General features: G+C 44.3%; 17 protein-coding genes. 6 read left to right on the top strand and 11 right to left on the bottom strand.

Translation table 11 applies throughout. From position 1 onward, the window contains the following. Positions 1–89: 89 nt before the first annotated feature. Positions 90–1,028, bottom strand: coding sequence for a LysR family transcriptional regulator (locus tag DFP76_RS09615; RefSeq protein ID WP_113874423.1), 939 nt, complete (start codon positions 1,026–1,028; stop codon positions 90–92). Positions 1,029–1,163: 135 nt separating this feature from the next. Between DFP76_RS09615 and DFP76_RS09610 the strand changes: the two genes are divergently transcribed. After that, positions 1,164–1,787: a DsbA family protein gene (locus tag DFP76_RS09610; protein WP_113874422.1), complete on the top strand. Its 624-nt coding sequence runs from the start codon at positions 1,164–1,166 to the stop codon at positions 1,785–1,787. Positions 1,788–1,877: 90 nt separating this feature from the next. Here the strand turns inward: DFP76_RS09610 and DFP76_RS09605 are convergent, their stop codons facing one another. The 5 genes from DFP76_RS09605 to DFP76_RS09585 form a co-directional block, all read right to left on the bottom strand. Beyond that, entirely contained in the window at positions 1,878–2,828 is a 951-nt protein-coding gene (locus tag DFP76_RS09605; RefSeq protein WP_245931910.1) for a lipid A deacylase LpxR family protein, read from the bottom strand. A gap of 377 nt (positions 2,829–3,205) precedes the next feature. Then, positions 3,206–4,579, bottom strand: coding sequence for a short-chain fatty acid transporter (locus tag DFP76_RS09600; protein ID WP_113874420.1), 1,374 nt, complete (start codon positions 4,577–4,579; stop codon positions 3,206–3,208). Between the two features lie 114 nt (positions 4,580–4,693). Beyond that, positions 4,694–5,869, bottom strand: coding sequence for an acetyl-CoA C-acetyltransferase (locus tag DFP76_RS09595; RefSeq protein ID WP_113874419.1), 1,176 nt, complete (start codon positions 5,867–5,869; stop codon positions 4,694–4,696). 33 nt (positions 5,870–5,902) lie between these two features. Next, entirely contained in the window at positions 5,903–6,562 is a 660-nt protein-coding gene (locus tag DFP76_RS09590) for a 3-oxoacid CoA-transferase subunit B (RefSeq protein WP_113874418.1), read from the bottom strand. 13 nt (positions 6,563–6,575) lie between these two features. Next, positions 6,576–7,280, bottom strand: coding sequence for a CoA transferase subunit A (locus DFP76_RS09585; RefSeq protein WP_113874417.1), 705 nt, complete (start codon positions 7,278–7,280; stop codon positions 6,576–6,578). A gap of 150 nt (positions 7,281–7,430) precedes the next feature. Here DFP76_RS09585 and DFP76_RS09580 point away from each other — a divergent pair, with 150 nt between their 5' ends. Then, positions 7,431–8,312, top strand: a complete 882-nt coding sequence (locus DFP76_RS09580) for a LysR family transcriptional regulator (RefSeq protein WP_113874416.1) — start codon at positions 7,431–7,433, stop codon at positions 8,310–8,312. A gap of 67 nt (positions 8,313–8,379) precedes the next feature. Here DFP76_RS09580 and DFP76_RS09575 read toward each other — a convergent pair whose 3' ends face one another. The 4 genes from DFP76_RS09575 to DFP76_RS09560 all read right to left on the bottom strand — a co-directional run bounded on the left by DFP76_RS09575 (position 8,380) and on the right by DFP76_RS09560 (position 14,354). Beyond that, positions 8,380–9,876, bottom strand: coding sequence for an NAD(P)H-hydrate dehydratase (locus DFP76_RS09575; protein ID WP_113874505.1), 1,497 nt, complete (start codon positions 9,874–9,876; stop codon positions 8,380–8,382). A 153-nt stretch (positions 9,877–10,029) separates the two neighbouring features. Continuing rightward, on the bottom strand, positions 10,030–11,343 hold the full coding sequence (locus tag DFP76_RS09570; RefSeq protein WP_113874415.1) for a sulfatase family protein: 1,314 nt from the start codon (positions 11,341–11,343) through the stop codon (positions 10,030–10,032). Then, a complete protein-coding gene (locus DFP76_RS09565; RefSeq protein WP_113874414.1) occupies positions 11,343–13,286 on the bottom strand; it encodes a TRAP transporter permease in 1,944 nt (647 codons plus the stop codon). The genes DFP76_RS09570 and DFP76_RS09565 overlap by 1 nt, the downstream gene beginning before the upstream one ends. 69 nt (positions 13,287–13,355) lie before the next feature. Continuing rightward, positions 13,356–14,354, bottom strand: a complete 999-nt coding sequence (locus DFP76_RS09560; protein ID WP_113874413.1) for a TAXI family TRAP transporter solute-binding subunit — start codon at positions 14,352–14,354, stop codon at positions 13,356–13,358. A gap of 247 nt (positions 14,355–14,601) precedes the next feature. Between DFP76_RS09560 and DFP76_RS09555 the strand changes: the two genes are divergently transcribed. The 4 genes from DFP76_RS09555 (at position 14,602) to DFP76_RS09540 (ending at position 19,157) form a co-directional block, all read left to right on the top strand. Beyond that, entirely contained in the window at positions 14,602–16,368 is a 1,767-nt protein-coding gene (locus DFP76_RS09555; RefSeq protein ID WP_113874412.1) for a SulP family inorganic anion transporter, read from the top strand. Positions 16,369–16,387: 19 nt separating this feature from the next. Continuing rightward, the gene (locus tag DFP76_RS09550) at positions 16,388–17,302 is read left to right on the top strand and encodes a LysR family transcriptional regulator (protein ID WP_113874411.1); all 915 of its coding nucleotides are present in this window, start codon (positions 16,388–16,390) and stop codon (positions 17,300–17,302) included. 231 nt (positions 17,303–17,533) lie between these two features. Then, positions 17,534–17,980, top strand: coding sequence for a Zn(2+)-responsive transcriptional regulator (gene zntR, locus DFP76_RS09545; RefSeq protein WP_013795526.1), 447 nt, complete (start codon positions 17,534–17,536; stop codon positions 17,978–17,980). A gap of 1 nt (position 17,981) precedes the next feature. After that, on the top strand, positions 17,982–19,157 hold the full coding sequence (locus tag DFP76_RS09540) for an SO_0444 family Cu/Zn efflux transporter (RefSeq protein ID WP_113874410.1): 1,176 nt from the start codon (positions 17,982–17,984) through the stop codon (positions 19,155–19,157). Positions 19,158–19,506: 349 nt separating this feature from the next. Here the strand turns inward: DFP76_RS09540 and DFP76_RS09530 are convergent, their stop codons facing one another. Beyond that, positions 19,507–19,854: a hypothetical protein gene (locus DFP76_RS09530; RefSeq protein ID WP_113874408.1), complete on the bottom strand. Its 348-nt coding sequence runs from the start codon at positions 19,852–19,854 to the stop codon at positions 19,507–19,509. Positions 19,855–19,859: the final 5 nt, after the last annotated feature.

Genomic DNA, 19,859 nt, shown 5'->3' with positions numbered 1-19,859 from the left:
CTACCAAATCTTAGAACATCCAAAGCATAACCAAGCTTAAAACACATGTATATTATTGAATTGCTTCATTTTGTAGCAAGTATATACACTCACCAAGGGTGTTGCTGAAAATACTGAGCGAGAAAGTCAATCAGCGCTCTGACTTTGGGTGACAGGTGTTTTCGTGATGAATAGAGCGCATAAATGGTTAAGTCTTTGGGTCGCCATTGCGGCAATACTTGACACAATTCGCCACGCTGTAGATAGGGATTGACCAGATAAGTTGGCTGCATGGCAATGCCCATGCCTAATAGACAAGCGTGTAACAAGGCGGAGGTTTCGTTGCAGGTTAAACGGCAATGAGTCTCAACCGACACCATGGTTTTATCCAATGACGATGTGTCTAAAGAAGCCACTTTGTCATTCAATTTATTGCTCGAAAGATGCCAAATGGTTTGTTCAAAGTTCTTGTAACCTAAACAATCATGGTGCTTTAGGTCTTCTGGCTGGAGAATGAGCGCCTTATCGGCTTGCGCAAGGTATTGCGGTGATGCAACCAAGACAGACTCACATTGAGCAATGGGTTTACCTATCAGCGAAGGGTCGGGATTTGAGGCAATGCGTAAGGTCAAATCGATACGTCGTTCTACCAAATCTGCTGTAGAATCCGCTAAATCCACATCCACTTCCACTTGCGGATGCAAAGCCATAAATTCTTTTAACGCCGGCATCAGCTGAGCATAGCCAAATGACATACTGGTCGCCACACGAATCGAGCCAGACAGTTCATCACTCTGCTCGGCAAGACTGGATAATCGCTCAGCCTGTTGATACCAAGAAGTGATCTCAGCCAAGTAAGCTTCTCCGTCGCTAGTGAGCGACACCTGTCGTGTGGTGCGATGCAGTAATCGTCGCTGCAACCAAGTCTCTATGGTATCAACGTAACGGGTCACCATGGGGCGAGACATGGCTAGGCGTTCCGCGGTTTTGGTAAAACTGCGAGTTTCCGTCACATCAATAAAAACTTTTGCCGCTAGCACTCTGTCCATTGTTTTGTCTCTGACGGTAAATTTAGGGCGATTCCATTTGAACAATATAAGAAACAACCTGGATCATTTTTGACTATTTTTCAGCACTAATCAAGAGAGTAAGCTTAGTAGAATGATTTTCTATAAGGACTCACAATGCACCGTATTCATTATTTCTTTGACCCTATGTGTGGCTGGTGCTATGCAGCTTCACCTCTATTACAAACGCTGGCTGAATCAGCGCAATTCGATATTCACTACTACCCTGGTGGTATGATTCCGAAACGTGCTATCGACCTAGGTTTTCGCCAACATATTGTGCAAGCGGATCAGCATATAGCCAGAATGGCTAAGGTAACATTTGGCCAAAAATACCAACAAAGAGTCACCTCCGGTGCCGAATTTATTCTGGATTCGTATTTACCAACGCAAGCATTTTGGGCTGGGCAAACACTGGGCTTCAAGGCACAGACTATGCTTGGACATTTACAACACGCGCACTACATTGAAGGCATGGCGCTTCATCAAGAAGACCAATTACAAGCTCTCGCACAACAATTAGGCATAGAAGAATCCGCTTGGCAAGCTGCCATGCACGAAGTAAAAGAGCATTCTCTAAAGAATATTCAGTACAACCAGAAAATGATGAATACTTGGCAAGTATCTGGGTTTCCGACTTTATTTTTACAAAACAAAGATCAACTAATTCGTCTTCAACACAGCCAATATTATGGCCAACCCGATGCCTTTTTAGAGTATGTCACAGACTTGCTTAAATAATAACAGCGGCTCAAAAAGAACGGCTTCACAAAAAAAGCCTTTCGCTAAACGAAAGGCTTTCACACTTTGTATGACAGGTAACTAGTAGAGTTACAGAGACCAAGCAAAGGTTAACGTGCCATATCGTAAGTATTTATCTAATTCTCTGTCACGAGAGTCACCATTGATGGAAAAGGGTGTATTGATAGCAAAGGCCAAAGAAGCGTCACCCCAGGAATAACTTAACCCTGTAGAGAAAATATTATTCTCATGGTCATAATCAATCGAACGGCTGTCTCTGAAAGTATTACCGTCCATGAAGATTTGATTGAAGTCATAACTGAATAATGCACCGGCAAACACAAACCAGCCGTGATCAATGGCGATTGGGTTCGAAATACGATTGCTAGACAATAAAATACTGGCAAAAGAGTTCTCCATTCGGTTGCCATAGCGCCACACTACGCCACTATTGACACCACTCCTAATGGTTCCGACGTTCACCCCGCCCCCCACTAGCAAATCCATATTGCCACTTTCCGATACCCAAGCACGCCAAGTTCGACTTCTTGAAATCATGAAAACAGGTTCGTTTTTTAACTGAGTATCCCAGCCTTTCGGGTCTTGTGCGCCAATCATTTTATGAATGGTTTTCTGCGTCTGCTTCCCTAAAGCCAAGGGGCCAACTACACCCAATGTCGTGCTGATTTTATCCGCATAATCGGCACTCACTGAGATATAGGTATTGGTATAACTCAATAATCCAGCATAGGGGAACGAACCTTCAGGCGGATTAGTCAAAGTTAAGTCACTAGGCGTCATCAAGGTTTGACTAAGGCTGTGCGCCTTGACGGTCGTTAAAGCAGGGCCGCTTGGCATGCTCCACATAAAAGGTTTTACCCATATATCTGGATTTGGCACAAAGCTTGGTGCTTCATCAATTTCGTAAGAAGACAAATAAAGACCGTTGGTGTAGCCATTGTCTTCGTTGACAAAAAAGTCATTATCTAACGTAACAGACATCCAGTCGGCTTTCGCATACCCGTTCATAGAAGTCAGCATTGTTGCCCCTATCAGTAGGCAATTCATTACGACAGGAACAGCCCTCTTCTTAGCAACATCATGTAAGGCAATATGTCTTACTGCGTTTAGTCTGGTCATTATTCATTCAAACCTGTTTGAAATTCGAGTCAATCTATATTGCCTTATAGTATAAATGAGCGTCTTCCAGACTAGAGTAAGCAAGAGGTATAAGAATAAGAAAGTAAATCGCGGTTTTGTGCATAGTATTCAAAATATTGAGAAGACGTGTAATAAAAGTGGCTTAAAAAAGTATTTTAACTATGTCTTTCCAGTAAAAAGCCGCACCTTGGAACGAGCAAGATGCGGCTTGATTAAACATCAATAATGGATAAGGATTGATTTAAAGTAATGGCTCTTTAGAAGATTAAAAAACCTAAAGAAATAATAACGCCAGAACCAATCAGTGCCATCAGACAGTAACCCATGACATCTTTCGCTCCCAACCCAGCAATCGCCAAGGCAGGCAACGCCCAAAAAGGCTGAATCATGTTAGTCCAAGCATCTCCCCATGCTATCGCCATGGCCGTTTTCGCAGCATCAACACCCAGCGCGGCACCAGCGGGCATCATAATTGGCGCTTGCACTGCCCATTGACCACCACCAGATGGCACAAAGAAATTCACAATGCCAGCACTTAAGAAAGTAAACAGAGGGAAAGTTGTCTCATTGGAGATAGACACGAATGCCTGTGAAATTACACCAGCCAGTGATACACCAGAATCTCCCGTTGCCGTCATCATCCCCATGATGCCTGCATAGAAAGGGAACTGCAGCAAAATACCAGAGCAGTTACGCGCGCCTTGAGAAATTGAATTAAGTAAACTCTTAGGTGTGCCATGCAACAAGATAGCGGAAAACAGGAAGGTGAAATTCACAATGTTCAAATTAAGCGCGAAGCCGTTCGTAACAAAGTAATAAATGATATAGGCAAAGCCCATTACACCCAGAATCCATGACAAAGTACGGCTATTTTCTAGGCGCTCTGCCGGTGTCATTTTACTTTTTTCTGTCACCTCAGCTTCTGTCTCTGCCAACAGTTCAGCATCTATGGTGATGGTGTCTTGAGGCGCGGGATGCATTAAACGGTTTAATAATGGAATAGAGACAAACATAACAGCAAGAATCGCCAAGTTCATCGTGGAAAAAATGGTTTCTGATGTTGGAATCGCTGCTGTTACGGCACCATTTGTCACCGTCTCAATATTTTTTCCACCAGCAATAGACAACGGAACAGAACCCGATAATCCACCATGCCAGAATAAGAAACCACTGTATGCCGAAGCAATCAGCAAACGATAATCAACGCCTTTCACTCGTGCAGCAATTTCACGAGCAAAAATCGCCCCAACAACCAAACCAAAACCCCAGTTCACCCAACAAGCCATTGCACTGATTACGGTGACTAAGATAATCGCCTGTCCCGGCGTTTTTGCAGCCCCAGCTAACATGGCTAATTTACGCTTAAAAGCTGGCGCACTGGCCATAGCATGACCTGTCACAACGACCATGGCCATCTGCATAGAGAAACTCAGTAAGTTCCAAAAACCGCCAGCCCAAGCATTGACCACCTGCATTGGTCCTTGTCCCGTACTTGGCATAACAAACAAGAACACCACAATCGTTAAGACTATAGCGAAAATAAAAGGGTCAGGCAGATAGCGCTGTAGAAGTGTGACAAAGAACTGACTGACTTTTTGTAGGCCTGTCTTTTTTTGTTCTAATGTATTCATCGGTATATCCTATTTTTATATTTTTTGGACAGCAAAAAAGTAAGGAAGACGACTAAACGCCTTCCTTACTGGAATTTCGCTTTAATTAGATTCCATTATTTGATGATTTTATCGTTATCGAGAGATCAACATAGCGACGCCCATACCGCCTCCGATACACAGGGTCGCCAACCCTTTATGGGCATCTCGACGAGGCATTTCATGAACCAAGCTGACCAAAACTCGACAGCCTGAAGCACCTATTGGGTGGCCAAGAGCGATAGCGCCACCATTTACATTGACTTTTTCTGGGTCTAAGCCCAATTCTTTATTGACACATAAGGCTTGTACAGCAAAGGCCTCATTGGCTTCGATTAAATCCAGATCGGCAACTTGCCAATGCGCCTTTTCAAGTACTTTTTGAGTCGCAACGATTGGACCCGTTCCCATGATTTCAGGTTCGACACCTGCACCACTGGCTGCTTCAATCACCGCCAAAATAGGCAAGCCTAAACGCTCCGCTTCTTCATCAGAGGTCACCACCACCATGGCAGCACCATCGTTCAAAGTCGATGCATTGCCCGCAGTCACAGTGCCATCTTTAACAAAGGCTGGACGAAGTTTTGCTAATGAATCTAAGCTGGTATTAGGGCGGATTTGCTCATCTGCTTCGACAATGACAGGATCACCTTTACGCTGAGGGATCGTAATAGGGAGAATTTCTTCGGCAAAACGTCCCGACGTTTGAGCTTGGGCCGCTTTTTGTTGAGAGTGCACAGCAAATGCGTCCTGCTCGTCGCGATTAATATGCCAACGATCGGCGATATTTTCGGCGGTTTGTCCCATATGATAATCGTTGAAAGCATCCCAAAGTCCATCAACTACCATGGTATCCAGCAATTCCCAAGAGCCCATTTTTTTACCATTGCGACTACTTGGCAGAACATGAGCCGCTTGACTCATGCTTTCTTGACCACCAGCGACCACCATAGCAGAGTCACCACTCAACACAGATTGCGCCGCTAACTGCACCGCTTTTAAACCTGAGCCACACACCTTATTAATGGTCATCGCGCCAACGTGTTTAGGCAGCCCAGCGTTCAACGCCGTCTGTCTGGCAGGATTTTGGCCACACCCTGCCGCCAAAACTTGGCCTAAAATGACCTCTTCTATGTGATCTTTTAAAACAGGTTGTTTGGCTAACATACCAGACAATAACTGAGTGCCTAATTGCACGGCACTCAGAGAAGACAAAGCACCGTTAAACGCACCAATTGGGGTTCTTGCAGCAGCAACGATTACAGCTTTCATAGCAGCTCCTATAATTATTATTTGTGGTTCTCTCTAGGAAAAAGTCATTTCCGGTACATCATCCGGTACGATCAATTTACCTTGAGTTTTTTCAACAATCTCTTCAACTGAAACACCTGGCGCCCTCTCTTTTAAGATAAAGGCACCGTTTTCAATTTCTAGCCAAGCCAAATCGGTCAGCACTTTCTTAATACAACCTTTTCCCGTTAATGGCAAAGAGCAATTAGAAAGCAGCTTTGAATCGCCATTTTTCGACGCATGAGTCATAGTAACAATAATATTCTCTGCACCGGCCACCAAATCCATGGCACCCCCCATACCTTTGATCAGTTTATTTGGGATCATCCAAGACGCGATGTTTCCCTGCACGTCCACTTCAAATGCACCTAATACGGTTAAATCCACATGACCACCACGGATCATGGCAAAGGACTCAGCAGAGGAAAAAATAGAAGCACCTTTCACTGTGGTGACAGTTTGTTTACCGGCATTAATCATATCGGCATCAATGGTGTCTTCCGTTGGGAACTCGCCCATACCAAGCAAACCATTTTCAGATTGCAGCATAACGCTCATATTATTTGGGACGAAGTTGGCAACCAAGGTAGGAATACCAATCCCAAGATTAACGTAAAAGCCATCTTGTAACTCTTGGGCAACACGTTGCGCCATTTGCTCTCTTGTAAGTGACATAGGAAACCTCTTCTTATTCTGTTGGCGTAACGGTTCTTTTTTCGATGCGTTTTTCAAAGGTGCCGAGCACGACACGATCGACATAAATACCAGGAGTGTGAATGTGCGCAGGATCCAATTCACCGACTTCGACAATTTCTTCGACTTCGACAACGGTGATCTTGCCAGCAGTGGCAGCCAGAGGATTAAAGTTTTGAGCGGTATGACGATAAACAACATTACCGTATCGGTCGGCTTTCCAGCCTTTTACAATCGCAAAGTCACCTGTAATGGCTTCTTCTAATAAATATTCGCGACCATGGAATTGTTTTGTTTCTTTGCCTTCGGCTACGGGTGTGCCTACACCGGTTGCTGTATAAAACGCAGGGATTCCCGCACCACCAGCACGCATTTTCTCAGCCAAAGTACCTTGAGGTGTCAGCTCTACTTCAAGCTCACCGTCTAATAGCTGTTTTTCAAACAGAGCGTTTTCGCCAACATAAGACGAAACCATTTTGCGGATTTGCTTGTCTTCGAGCAGAATGCCTAAGCCAAAACCATCGACACCACAATTGTTCGATACAACCGTTAAACCTTTACTGCCTTTTCGTTTAATCTCAGCAATTAAGTTCTCAGGAATACCGCACAGACCAAAGCCGCCTGCTAGAATGGTCATATTGTCTTGCAGACCTGCCATCGCTTCTTCATAAGAAGCCACAACTTTATCAAAACCGGCCATTAAGAATCTCCTATTTTATTATTTTTGAATTCCGTCCAGTTTGACCTAATGGAATAAATTAATTAAATTTGTTTTTTCTTTTTATTAATAAGAATATCAAATAAATAAAACCGCACATTCAGTGCCATAGCCTTCGTTCAGAGACCCAACATGAATATCAAACAAGTTCGAGCTTTTTTAGCCGTGGCACAATCGATGAGCTTTGCCAGTGCCGCGACTCAGCTACATCTATCACAACCAGCATTAAGTTTATCCATTAAAAGCTTAGAAGAGGATTTAGGTGGAAAATTACTCACTCGAACCACGCGTCATATTTCATTAACGCCAGAGGGTCAGGCGTTGCTGCCAATTGCGAGACGATTATTAGCGCAATGGGAAAATGCGGAAGATGAAATGAAGCAACGCTTCGCTTTACAGCTAGGGAAAATCACCATTGCATCCATGCCATCTTTTGCGGCCTCGTTATTACCTAAAGCTATTCAAAATTATCATGCTAGCTACCCTAATGTTCAGGTTGCCATTAATGATGTGTTATCGGATGTGGTGGTAGAAATGGTCCGTAATAACCAAGTTGAATTGGGTATCTCTTTTGAACCAAGCAACCTAGTGGATTTATCTTTCTACCCATTATACGAAGACAGATTCATCGCCATAGTTCCGCAAAACCACCCATTGGAAAAGCACGACACCATCTCTTGGCGAGCACTTTTAGAATACGACTTTATTACCCTACAGCGTCCTTCGAGTGTCAGGGCAAAAATCGAAAATTCCCTTAATAAGGTCGGCATTGAGCTCAATGTCGCATTCGATGCACATCAATTAACCACAGTCGGACGCATGGTCAGCGAAGGCATGGGAGTAGCTGTGGTGCCGGAACTGTGTCGACAACAAGCCATCGAACAAGGCTCTCTCTGTCGTAACATTACCGAGCCCAGCATCCAATGGCGAGTGGGTGTCATTTGCCAACCGAGATCAAGCCTCTCCGTTGCAGCCGCTTCCATGCTGGATACGCTTATCCATACTTATTCATAATAAACGAGAATAGATACGCATAAATTTACGGTGTAGTAAAGAAATATAGCTCACTTTGCTCGCTGAATTATTTTAGTTGTTGCAACACATTTGGTAAGGCATCGGTAAGATCCTCAGCAATTAACCCCACACCAAATTCATTTGCCACTTCGCCATGCAGCCATACTGCAGCGGCGGTAGCATAAAATGGTGTCATGCCTTGTGCGACCAAGCCGGCAATAAACCCCGCCAGCACATCCCCCGCACCACCAGTGGCCAGTTCAGCTGGTGCATTTGTGTTAATAATGGCGTGTCCATCTGGCGAAGCGATGACAGTATCCGCGCCTTTTAGCAAGACAATGGCTCCACTCTCACGCGCTGCTTGTTTGGCTCTGCTCAGTTTATCCTTTCCTGATTGCTCAGAAAGATGAGGAAACAAGCGCGCAAACTCTCCTTCATGAGGTGTCAGGATGCAAGCATCATGAATGGCCTCAAACAATGCTTTTGGCCGTTCAGAAAAGGCCGTCAATGCATCCGCATCCAACACACAAGCTCGACCACATTTAAGCGTCTCTAGCACGGCGTGTTTAACACGATGCTTGTCGTTTCCTTCTAACCCAGCACCAGGACCAATCACCACCACATTAAAACGAGAGTCGTTCAACATCTGCTGAAACGCGTGTTCTGATTGATGTGCAGCCAAAGGTTTTACCATCACTGACAACATAGCAGCCGCATAAATTGGCCAACTGCTTTCCGGTACGGCTAATGACACCAACCCAGCCCCGATTCGTTGCGCCGCTCGCGCACTTAAACGACTGGCCCCTGTCATCCATTGACCACCATAAATCAGCACATGACCACGGTGAAATTTATGACCATCTTGTTTCATTAGAGGGTAATCAGACAGCCAAAGATCTGGATGATTTTCCGCTGTCTGTATGCGTAAATCCGTCAGTACCTTAGCGGGGATACCAATCCCCCTTACCAGCAAATCACCGCAAAAAGTACGCCCAGGAAACAGCAAATGCCCGGGCTTTTTACGGAAAAAAGTCACCGTCAAATCGGCTTTAGCCACTACTCCGAGCGCTTGGCCTGTCGCGCCGTCTAGACCACTTGGGACATCAACAGCGCATACCGGCAAGCCTGACTGAGCAACGGCCTCCAACATATGCTGAACCTGACCTTCAATTGGCCGCGACAAGCCCGCGCCGAACAAGGCATCAACCACCAACTTAGCGTCATTTAACAGAGTTTGTGACAGAGGATGCCACTCACCTTTCCATGCCTTTGCGTGCGCCTGAGCTTCAGCGGACATATTGTCTAAATGCCCCATAAAGGCCAGAGTCACAGGCCAATTATGCTGGCGCAATTGCTCTGCAATCACAAAACCATCGCCACCATTATTGCCAGGACCTGCCATCACTAGAACAGGACGTTTTGTCCATTTCGCCATAATGGCTTCCGCTACGGCTTGACCAGCCGCAGCCATTAAATCAAATGCAGGAACCCCTAAATAAACGGCCTCTTGATCTGCCAAAGCCATCTGTTTAGGTGTCAGTAAGACGTGTTGATCGCATCTCATATCAATGAGCCCCTTAGAATTGGTTACTAAACCCATCCTACCCCCATTAAAATAGATAACAAATAGCGAACATCTATGTGTCACGTAAAAATAAAAAAAGCCAATCCCCCTTAATGAAAGATTGGCTGAAGGCACAACTGGATAACACTCTGTTTAACGTTGCGGCATGTCCGCAACACTGTAACCAAGACTGACAACAGCATCCTCAGGAATAGCGGGCATGGTTGCATTCCAATCCAACCATTGCTGTCTCATTTCCGCCAATTTATCTGGGTAACGTTTGCCTAGATTGGCACGCTCTCTAGCATCATTTGTAATATTAAAAAGATATTCATGCTCATCGACTTTTAAATATTTCCAATCCGCTAAACGTAATGCTCTTTGACTGCGATGCTTCATACGCCAATACAAAGGACGTTCAAAACGCTCAACCTCTCCTTTTAAAATAGGCATAAGAGAAACACCATCTACGGGATAATCAGGGTCAAATGGCCCTTCCCCTACTTCCAGTAAAGTGCGCGACCAATCCATTGTCATACAGTGCTGATCACTCACTTTTCCAGCCTCTATTTTTTTCGGCCAACGAGCAATCCAAGGCACTCGAATTCCGCCCTCGGTTAGATCCATTTTACCGCCAACCAAAGGCCAATTATCAGAGAAGCGTTCACCACCATTATCACTGGTAAAAACGATCAAAGTATCCTCGGTCAAACCATGTTCATCTAATGCCGCCATAATTTTACCTATGCCTTCATCCATGTGATGAATCATTTTTCGGTAGGTATGAATGTTGCCACCTTCAAGGTGAAATAAAGTCGACATTTTTCCAGAGAGATGTTCATCATCACGGGTTTCCCACGGCCAATGGGGCGCGGTGTAATGAATACTTAAGAAAAATGGCTGCTCTGGTGCGTCCTTTGCGCGACGATGAATAAATTCTAAAGAATGCTCAGAAATCAGATCCGTAAGGTAACCAATTTCTTTGTGTTCCTCTTCATTAATCCAAAGGTCGTGATCACCATGACCACTTTTATGGGAAAAATAATCAACACCGCCAGCCATAATGCCGAAAAATTCATCATAACCTGACGACCTTGGTCCAAAATGAGGAGGATACCCAAGATGCCACTTCCCCATTAGTCCAGTGTAGTAACCAGACTTCTTTAACTGACCCGGTAAAGTGGGAATATGGGGAGGCAACCCCAATGTATCGCTGCCAATGCTTTTACTGTTAATGGGTTCTTCTAACGCCCCACGAAGACGATACTGGTAAGCCATTGTCATTAAGGCAAATCGTGTGGGTGAGCAAACAGGAGAGTTTGCATAACCATCGACAAACATCATGCCTTCTTCAGCCAGCTTATCGATATTTGGCGACACCTTACCAAATTGAGCATCACGACCACCATAACAACCTAAATCTGCGTAACCTAAATCGTCTGCCACAATGTAAATAATATTGGTCATTACTCTACTCCTTTAAAACGCTGAATAATTTTCATGTCGTGACGCAAATGCCATAGCCAAAGTATCAAAGCAGAAACGGCGCCTATTTGATCCCAAACCACACCAGGAGCGAATAGCATCCCAGCCGCCATTAAACGACCAACCACTTCAGGCCAAGACAATTTATGTGTATGAAAACCACTTAAGGCTGTCGCCAACAACAAAATCCCTACCATTAGCTTGATCACCAACCAAAGCCAAGACAACAGTTCAAATGGCACACCAGATTGAGCAACGCTAAGTAACATGGGGTTAAAAGCAAAGGTGAACGGAATCACAAAAATCATAATGCCGACTTTCGACGCTTGCACAGAGGTGCCTATTGGGCCACCACCAGAGATACTTGCTGCGGCAAAGGCAGCGATCGCCACAGGTGGCGTAATTGCAGAGCCAACGGCAATAAAGAATACGAACATATGAGCCGTCAATGGCGCCAAACCAAGTTGCTCCATTGCTGGAATCGCGATGGTCGCTACCGTGACGTAGGCTGGCAAAGTAGGCATACCCATTCCCAAAACGATGCAACACAAGGCTGCGAGCAATAAGGAAATCAGTAAGGAATCCGAGACAATACTAGATAATAAGACGCTGAATTTAACCGGCACACCGGTGGCTGACAATGCAGAAATAACAATACTGACGGCGGCAATGGCCATTAACAACCCAGCAAACGTGCGTCCACCAACTTGTAAACTCTGTATTAGTTTTATCGGTTTAGAGCGAATCTCAGGATTAATGAGACTCAATGGAAACAGTACAGCCAACGCGGTAATCGAAGCCCCTGAAGGCGATAACCCATACAACAGCAAACAAACAATGATGGCTAATGGCACAAAGATTAGCATTAAATTTAAATAATCTTGTTTCACCGGCGCATCTACGCCTTCTACTGTCTCACTGGCTTGTATCCCCAAACGGCGAGACTCAAACACAATCATGGCAAACAAACTGGCGTAATAAGCAATAGATGGCACCAATACGGCAATAATCACCGTCATATAGTTGACGCCAACAAAGTCTGCCATGACTAACGCTGCCGCGCCCATAATCGGTGGCATAATCTGCCCTCCAGTTGAAGCAGACGCCTCTACTGCACCGGCAAAGTTTGCAGAGAAACCACGGCGTTTGATCATAGGAATGGTAATGACGCCTGTGCCGACCACGTTACCAACCGCGCTACCCGAGACCGTACCAAATAAAGCCGACGACAGTACCGCCGCATGTGCTGGCCCACCAGCCGTTCTCCTCATCCAGTGAAAGGCAATTCGAATCATAGAATCACCAGCACCGACGCCCTCTAACAAGGCCCCCAAAATGATAAAAGGAAACACCGTCGTAATCACAATGGCAAACGTGCTGCCTAATATACCGGTATCCAAACTGTACAAAAGGTTTTGAGCCAAGGTTTCATTTACATCATGACTCACCGTCTGCAATGGACCTGGCCAGTATTGACCAGTTGCCATATACAAGATCCCAACCACACCCAGTAAGGCAACCGGCACTCCCCAAATACGCCAACAAAAATACAAAGCGCCAAATGCTGCCAAGACAGAAATCCACATATCTTTGGCACCAAACAAAAACATACCGTCATCTAATTCACTGCTGACCTGATAGAAAGACCAACTGCAATACAACAATACAAATAACAACCCAACGCTGATAATGGCATTCACAACAGACGTTTCGCCTTGTAAATATCTAAGACAAATGCCCAAAGCGATGGTAATAACACATAAAGCAAAAAAGGATGCTCGGAACTCCACTAAAGGGAAAGGTCCTAAACGAAAGTCGCCGATTGCGGGCATAACATTCGCTAAGCCATAAAATGCAATCACCAAACTAAAGCCCGCCACCATCCATGAAAGCAGTTTCGAACACATTTGAGACGAGAAAAACATAGTCACTCCATAAGTGAGGCGACGCCTCACTTAATCAATCGTCATTGGAGAAAGTAGATGGTTAACCGCTTAAGGCATTAACTTTTTCGGTATTGGAATCCCAGCTTCCTGGTAGTAACGAACTGCACCAGGATGCAACGGCGCATTCACACCAACAAAAAAGTCTGTGGTAAGAATGTCATTAAACAAAGCATTTGAGTCCGCCAGAGCACCGCGATGTTCGATAAACTCTTTCGTCAATGTATAAGCGATATCGTCTGACAGGTCTTTATTCACCGCCATCATCATAATGGTTTGCCATGTTAAAACCGGCAATTCATTAACTTGGCCAGGGTAAGTATTGACTGGAATTTCCGCAGGTTGCATACCCAAGCCTTCTGGCGGCATCATTTTTTCCCCAGGAATGCCTAAAATACGAATCGGGTTGGTTAAGCTGAGTTCTGCGACTGATTGTGAACCAAGTGAAAAGGTCCCCACAAACACGTCAAATTGACCGTCTTGGAAACTTTGAACGGCAGCTCCCCAAGGCGCTTTAACTGGATCGTATTCACCAACAGGCAAACCACCCGCTGCGGCTAAACGACTTATTTGAGAATTGGCAACGCCAGCTGGAGGACCGATGAAAACACGCTTACCTTTTGCTTCGGGCCAAGATCCAATACCAGAGTCGGCACGCGTAATAGCATGATAATAACTACCTGGGATGGTAAAGAGGCCACGAACATTGTGAGACATTTGCTGCGCCTTTTCGGCCATTTTTGCATAAGGGCCAACGCCTTTTTTCATGGCGGTAAAGGCGGGAGGCGGAATGACGGCAGAATCTAAACTTCCTTTCGCCAATTTTAGCAACGATTTAGTCAGTGTTTGATTGAGAGACAGTTGAACATCAACCCCCTGCTCAGACCAATAAGGTGCCATTGCCTGGGGCAACATACCTAAAACGCTATTTGGTGTGGCAGATTCCATACCAATTTTTTCAGCGATAGCAGCACTACTGACCAAGCTACCCGCGCACATTAAGCCGACTATGTTCAATCCTTGACGCAACTGTCTTTTCAAATTCTGCATTTTGAATTCCACCTTGCTTATTATTTTTAATAGGTGTGATCAATCTAACCTGAGAATTGATATCCGTAAAATACTTATTTAAGACACTAATCAATCAAAAATGAATACATTATGAGCCTCACACATTCATTTTTGTCGATTAAGAGCTTTCTTTTATCATTTTACGAATACAAGTTGATTGTTTACTATCTTCAGCCAACTTGGGTCGGTCTTGTTTCCTCCATTTCGCCAATCAATTGGAAAACACATGTTAAAATCTCTACTTCTCACCTTGTTCCCTTTTATCTCTTGGGGCAAACAACTTACCGCCGGAGATCTCAAAAAAGACTTCATGGCAGGCATAACCGGTGCCGTGTTAGTCCTTCCACAAGGTGTGGCCTATGCCTACATTGCTGGATTACCTCCTGAGTTTGGCCTGTATACCGCCATAGTATCTGCTGCCGTTGCCTCATTATTCGGCAGTTCCTTCCATATGATATCCGGCCCAACGGCTGCCCTTTCCATCGTTGTCGCCTCTGTTGTGAACCAAATGACATACAATGGTCTCAGCGAGCAATTAACCATAGTCGTCACGTTGAGCTTTTTAGTTGGCATGATTCAATTCTCTCTTGGCACTTTGAGACTAGGGGCTTTGGTAAATTTCATTTCGCACACTGTCATCATTGGTTTTACAACAGGCGCTGCCATCCTCATCGCCACCAGCCAAATCAAACATTTATTAGGAGTATCACTGCCGTCTGATTTAAACTTTATCGCCGAAATCAATGCTTTATTTCATACCCTAAGCAACACCAATCTCTACGCTCTCGCCATCGGTGTAACAACCTTTATCTCTTCAATACTGGTGAAAGCCATTAACCGCAGACTCCCCTATTTGCTGATTGGAATGCTAACAGGAAGCCTACTGTGTCTTTTGTTAAACGCACAGCATCATAATGTTGCCATGGTAGAAAGCATGTCTGGCAGTTTACCCCCAGTGTCAATTCCAGACCTGTCTTTAACAACTATACAATCTCTGTTTTCAGGCGCTTTTGCTGTCGCACTACTGGGTCTGATCGAAGCAGTCTCAATTGCTCGTGCCATTTCGGTACGCTCTAAGCAAGTCATTGATGGCAATCAAGAGTTTATTGGCCAAGGCATGTCAAATATGATCGGAGGGTTCTTTTCCTGCTATACCAGTTCAGGTTCTTTCACTCGCTCAGGTGCCAACTACGATGCTGGAGCAGCAAGCCCTTTAGCCGCGGTATTTGCTGCCATTATTGTTGCATTGGTTATTTGCTTTATTCCATCTAGTACCGCTTATTTGCCTTTACCTGCGATGGCTGGAAGTGTCCTACTGATCGCTTGGAATTTGATCGACAGCAAACACATTATCGATACGATAAAACTGAATCATGCTGAAGCTTGTATTTTAATAGGGACATTTTTATCGACCCTATTTATCCCATTAGAATACGCCATCTACTTAGGCATCATTTTATCCCTCGGCTTTTATCTACGTAGAACCTCACGTCCACGCCTCATTAAAGTCGCTCCCTTGCAAACCGCAAAACATCGAATGATTCGCAACATTGATCGATACAATTTAAACACATGCCCACAATTCCAAATGATCCGCATCGATGGTTCATTGTATTTTGGCTCTGTTGATTATGTTCAAAAGGAAATCGCTAAGCACACACAGCAAGGCCCTAGTAACCTAATACTGGTTGCTAAAGGCATTAATTTCATGGATGCATCAGGGGTGCTTTTGCTGGAATCAGAAATAGAGCGCATCAATAAACTCGGCGGGGATTTACTTATGTGTTCCTTAAAAGGTACGGTATCCGATGAAATTGACTCGATGCCAACCTTTCAGAACCTGTTAAAGCATCATATATTCGATAATTCAAACCAAGCCATCAGCATGATGCTGGATAAGATAGACAAACAAAAATGCGCCGTTTGCGAATCGAGAATATTCAACGAGTGTCGCCAATTTCCAAATAATAAACGCAATAAGATAAACAATTGACGAATAAGAGAATGCCCTTATGGAGTCCAAACACCTTATATACTTAGCCACCATTCTTGATAAAGGCTCCATTACCGCGGCGGCAGAATACCTTAATCTTGCTCAGCCCACTCTGACCCGAGCAATGGCGACCTTAGAGATGCAAGCCGGCACCCAGCTTTTTACTCGCAGCCGCTTTGGCGTAACCAGTACCCAAGTAGGAGAATCCCTTGCTAGAGAAGGCCGAGCCATTACCCGTCGTCTAGGTGCCGCACAGGAACAAGTTTCTCGATATAAATTAGGCATTAAACAAAATTTGCGCATTGCTTCTGGCTCCCTTTTAGCAATGGGAGTATTGCCCAAAGTGATTGATCGCATGATTGAAGAACACCCAGACGTGTCTTTGACCATAACCTGCTTAAACCCCTCTGTTGCATTGGAAGGGTTACTCGATGATCAATTTGATATCGTCATTGCACCGCAATCATCAGACAGAAACACCACCAGCCTTTATAGCGAACGACTAAAAGAAGACAAAATAGGCATCTTCTGCGGCCAACAACACCCACTGGCCAATAGAAGTGATATTCAGATTGATGACTTTATGTCTCTTGACTGGTTAAGCTTAGGAATCGCTTCTTACTTTGAACAACAAACTACTGAAATGCTCTCATCCTATGGCATCCACGGCGCAAGAACCAAAGCCGTATTCCGCAATGATGCTTATATGCTCATGAAAATGTTAGCGTCTGGCCGCTATCTCGCCGCACTACCTCACTTCCCTGTTACCGTGATCAAAGAAGAATTTTCGATCTGTGAACTTAAGCTCGAACACATTCTACCTGTCTCCCGCGATTTGTACCTATGGTGTGTCAGTCCTTTACAGGAGCAATTCGCCTTTCAGTCTTTTCAAAAAATCGCCAAAGAGGTATTTGAAGAACAGAGCAATGGATGAGTAACCTTCCCCTAAAAAGCTGCCTAATTGCTTAGATAACAAAGTAGCCGATGCAAGCGAGACATTGAGCATTCAAATACCTTTCCTATACATAGTGACAAAAGAAAACGTTGATCAATTTGATACGAATGTTTGTTTGAGCAATTAAATTTTGCCTTTGCTTGACCTTGGACCTAACTCCAAGGTTTATAATTCCTTCTAACACTTCGTGACCAGACGGATCTAAACACCATGTATCGAATTGGCGAACTCGCGACACTCTACAAGATCAATAAAGACACCTTACGCTTTTATGAAAAAAGCGGATTATTGCATGCATCAGCTCGCTCAGACTCAGGCTATCGACTGTATTCGGAACAAGACAAAGACATTTTACATTTCATATTACGAGCCAAAGGAGTGGGATTTACCCTAGCTGAAACCCAAGAATTGCTGTCCATTGAAATCAACAAAGAGAGCAATTCTTGCTCAGATGTAAAGCAGCTGGTAGACGATAAATTGACTGAAATCGAAGCTAAAATAGCCGAATTAAAATGCTTTCAGAGCTCGTTAAAAAAACTCTCCGATGCCTGCTGTGGTGGCCATGAAAGTGCCGTTCATTGCACCATTCTAGAAGCATTAGAACAAGACACAAACGAAGTCCAATATGAATCTTCCGTTCATCAAGGAGATCAATGACATGTTGTTTTTATCTCACTTTTATCAATTGTTTTTAGAATCCGCTCCATGGTTCATTTTTGGCCTTGCTTTGGCTGGCATAATGAAAACCTGTATTCCAATAAATTGGATGAACCAACAGCTGGGTGGTCATGACATCAAAACCACAGTAAAAGCCGCCTTCATCGGCGCTCCCTTGCCTCTCTGTTCATGTGGTGTGATTCCAGCGGCCATGGGTTTACGCCGAGCCGGAGCCTCAAAAGCCGCCACCAGCTCTTTTCTCGTTTCAACACCGGAAACAGGCATCGATTCTATCTCCGTATCCTACGTTATGCTTGGACCTTTCATGGCCCTTGTTCGACCAATTGCAGCCATTTTCAGCGCCATTCTTGCGGGCTTATTCGTAAACTCATTAGATAATCAAAGCAAATCCTCTTATTCCGTTGACGACAAGCCAACAGACAATACGTCATCCTGTTGTGCCTCATCTAACTCAATAATGCCAAAATCCGCTCACAACACGGCGGCAAATTCGTCCAAAGACAAAAACACCTCAAACTCTTGTTGTTCAATCAACAAGAAACAGCAAAACAACGTCGCACCTAATTCCTGCTGCAGCACCCAAAAATCCAACCGTATGAACAACGCGGCCCAAAAAATACAAAAAGGATTACGCTTTTCAGCCACTAACTTGGTGGATGACATCAGTATGTGGTTAATAATCGGCATCGGTTTTGCCGCATTAGTACAAGCTTATTTACCCAGTGGCTTTTTAGCCCAATGGGGAGACGGCATTCTCGCGATGCTCATCATGGTCATCATTTCTATTCCCATGTACATTTGCGCAACAGCTTCCACACCCATTGCCGCAGGACTGCTTTTAGCCGGTGTATCACCAGGTGCCGTTTTGGTGTTTATGATGGCGGGACCGGCAACCAACATCGCCACATTAGGCGTAATCGGCAAAGAAATGGGCAAAAAGACATTACTCGGGTATTTAATTGGTGTGATTGGTGGCGCGCTAATGTGCGGTTACTTGATTAACTTTCTTGCCGCTCAATTCCATATTGAAATACAGCCGCAAATTGGTCCAGAACACGCTCTCTTGCCCTACTGGTTAGTCTTGTCATCAGCGACTTTATTGGCTTTTTTAATCGGCCTATCTTTCATTAAAAAAGCCAAGAACACCCTAAAGTAAGGTGAATAGGTGCTAGGAAGCGATACCTTTTTTAAAAAAACGGTATTTATAAAATAGAGAAAACGCCTGAAAGGCTTAGTATAGAAGGGATAGAAAGAATTTAGAAAGGTGCAGAAACAAAAAAGGCACCATAAATGGTGCCCAGCTATGGAAAACAATTAAACCAAAGCGAAGACATAGAAAAAGATAGTAAAGCCATTCATTCGTCACTTCAGGATATGGATTTTGATCAATGTGACGCTTTTTTTGAAGAGTTAGAGAGATGGAATGAGTGTTTGGAAAAACCATCAGAGTGCGTAAGGTCAAACATAAATAGCCCTAATTCTAGCTAGTGTGATGTGTAGATAATTTAATTATCGTATTTTTGCCTCATTAAAGGAATTTTAACAGATCCACGTTCTTTTCCATCAATCAGATGCGTAACTATAATATGATCTTGAGTGCCTATAGTTTTGGCAATCTTATCAGGAATGGCAATACCTAATGGCTGTAATCTACCTACTTCTGAAATAAAGGTCATATAATATTCATCCATATTATATTCGATCCAACTTACAGGTTCAGGGAATGGAGATTCATGGAAAATATAAATTTTTCCAGAGTCCCCAGTTGCGAGGGAGATCTTCATATTATTTGAAGCGGCATCCAGAATTGGTACGTCGTCAATAGGCGGTAATATGTTTTTATCGCGGGTCATGTGGT

Source organism: Marinomonas aquiplantarum, from assembly GCF_003314975.1.
Taxonomy (GTDB): domain Bacteria; phylum Pseudomonadota; class Gammaproteobacteria; order Pseudomonadales; family Marinomonadaceae; genus Marinomonas; species Marinomonas aquiplantarum.
This window is presented reverse-complemented; position numbering and strand designations above follow the sequence as displayed.

Bases quoted from the DNA above. Each gene is read 5' to 3' on its own strand.
- DFP76_RS09615 (WP_113874423.1), bottom strand. From the start codon at position 1,028: ATGGACAGAGTGCTAGCGGCAAAAGTTTTTATTGATGTGACGGAAACT.
- DFP76_RS09610 (WP_113874422.1), top strand. From the start codon at position 1,164: ATGCACCGTATTCATTATTTCTTTGACCCTATGTGTGGCTGGTGCTAT.
- DFP76_RS09605 (WP_245931910.1), bottom strand. From the start codon at position 2,828: ATGCTGACTTCTATGAACGGGTATGCGAAAGCCGACTGGATGTCTGTT.
- DFP76_RS09600 (WP_113874420.1), bottom strand. From the start codon at position 4,579: ATGAATACATTAGAACAAAAAAAGACAGGCCTACAAAAAGTCAGTCAG.
- DFP76_RS09595 (WP_113874419.1), bottom strand. From the start codon at position 5,869: ATGAAAGCTGTAATCGTTGCTGCTGCAAGAACCCCAATTGGTGCGTTT.
- DFP76_RS09590 (WP_113874418.1), bottom strand. From the start codon at position 6,562: ATGTCACTTACAAGAGAGCAAATGGCGCAACGTGTTGCCCAAGAGTTA.
- DFP76_RS09585 (WP_113874417.1), bottom strand. From the start codon at position 7,280: ATGGCCGGTTTTGATAAAGTTGTGGCTTCTTATGAAGAAGCGATGGCA.
- DFP76_RS09580 (WP_113874416.1), top strand. From the start codon at position 7,431: ATGAATATCAAACAAGTTCGAGCTTTTTTAGCCGTGGCACAATCGATG.
- DFP76_RS09575 (WP_113874505.1), bottom strand. From the start codon at position 9,876: ATGAGATGCGATCAACACGTCTTACTGACACCTAAACAGATGGCTTTG.
- DFP76_RS09570 (WP_113874415.1), bottom strand. From the start codon at position 11,343: ATGACCAATATTATTTACATTGTGGCAGACGATTTAGGTTACGCAGAT.
- DFP76_RS09565 (WP_113874414.1), bottom strand. From the start codon at position 13,286: ATGTTTTTCTCGTCTCAAATGTGTTCGAAACTGCTTTCATGGATGGTG.
- DFP76_RS09560 (WP_113874413.1), bottom strand. From the start codon at position 14,354: ATGCAGAATTTGAAAAGACAGTTGCGTCAAGGATTGAACATAGTCGGC.
- DFP76_RS09555 (WP_113874412.1), top strand. From the start codon at position 14,602: ATGTTAAAATCTCTACTTCTCACCTTGTTCCCTTTTATCTCTTGGGGC.
- DFP76_RS09550 (WP_113874411.1), top strand. From the start codon at position 16,388: ATGGAGTCCAAACACCTTATATACTTAGCCACCATTCTTGATAAAGGC.
- zntR (WP_013795526.1), top strand. From the start codon at position 17,534: ATGTATCGAATTGGCGAACTCGCGACACTCTACAAGATCAATAAAGAC.
- DFP76_RS09540 (WP_113874410.1), top strand. From the start codon at position 17,982: ATGTTGTTTTTATCTCACTTTTATCAATTGTTTTTAGAATCCGCTCCA.
- DFP76_RS09530 (WP_113874408.1), bottom strand. From the start codon at position 19,854: ATGACCCGCGATAAAAACATATTACCGCCTATTGACGACGTACCAATT.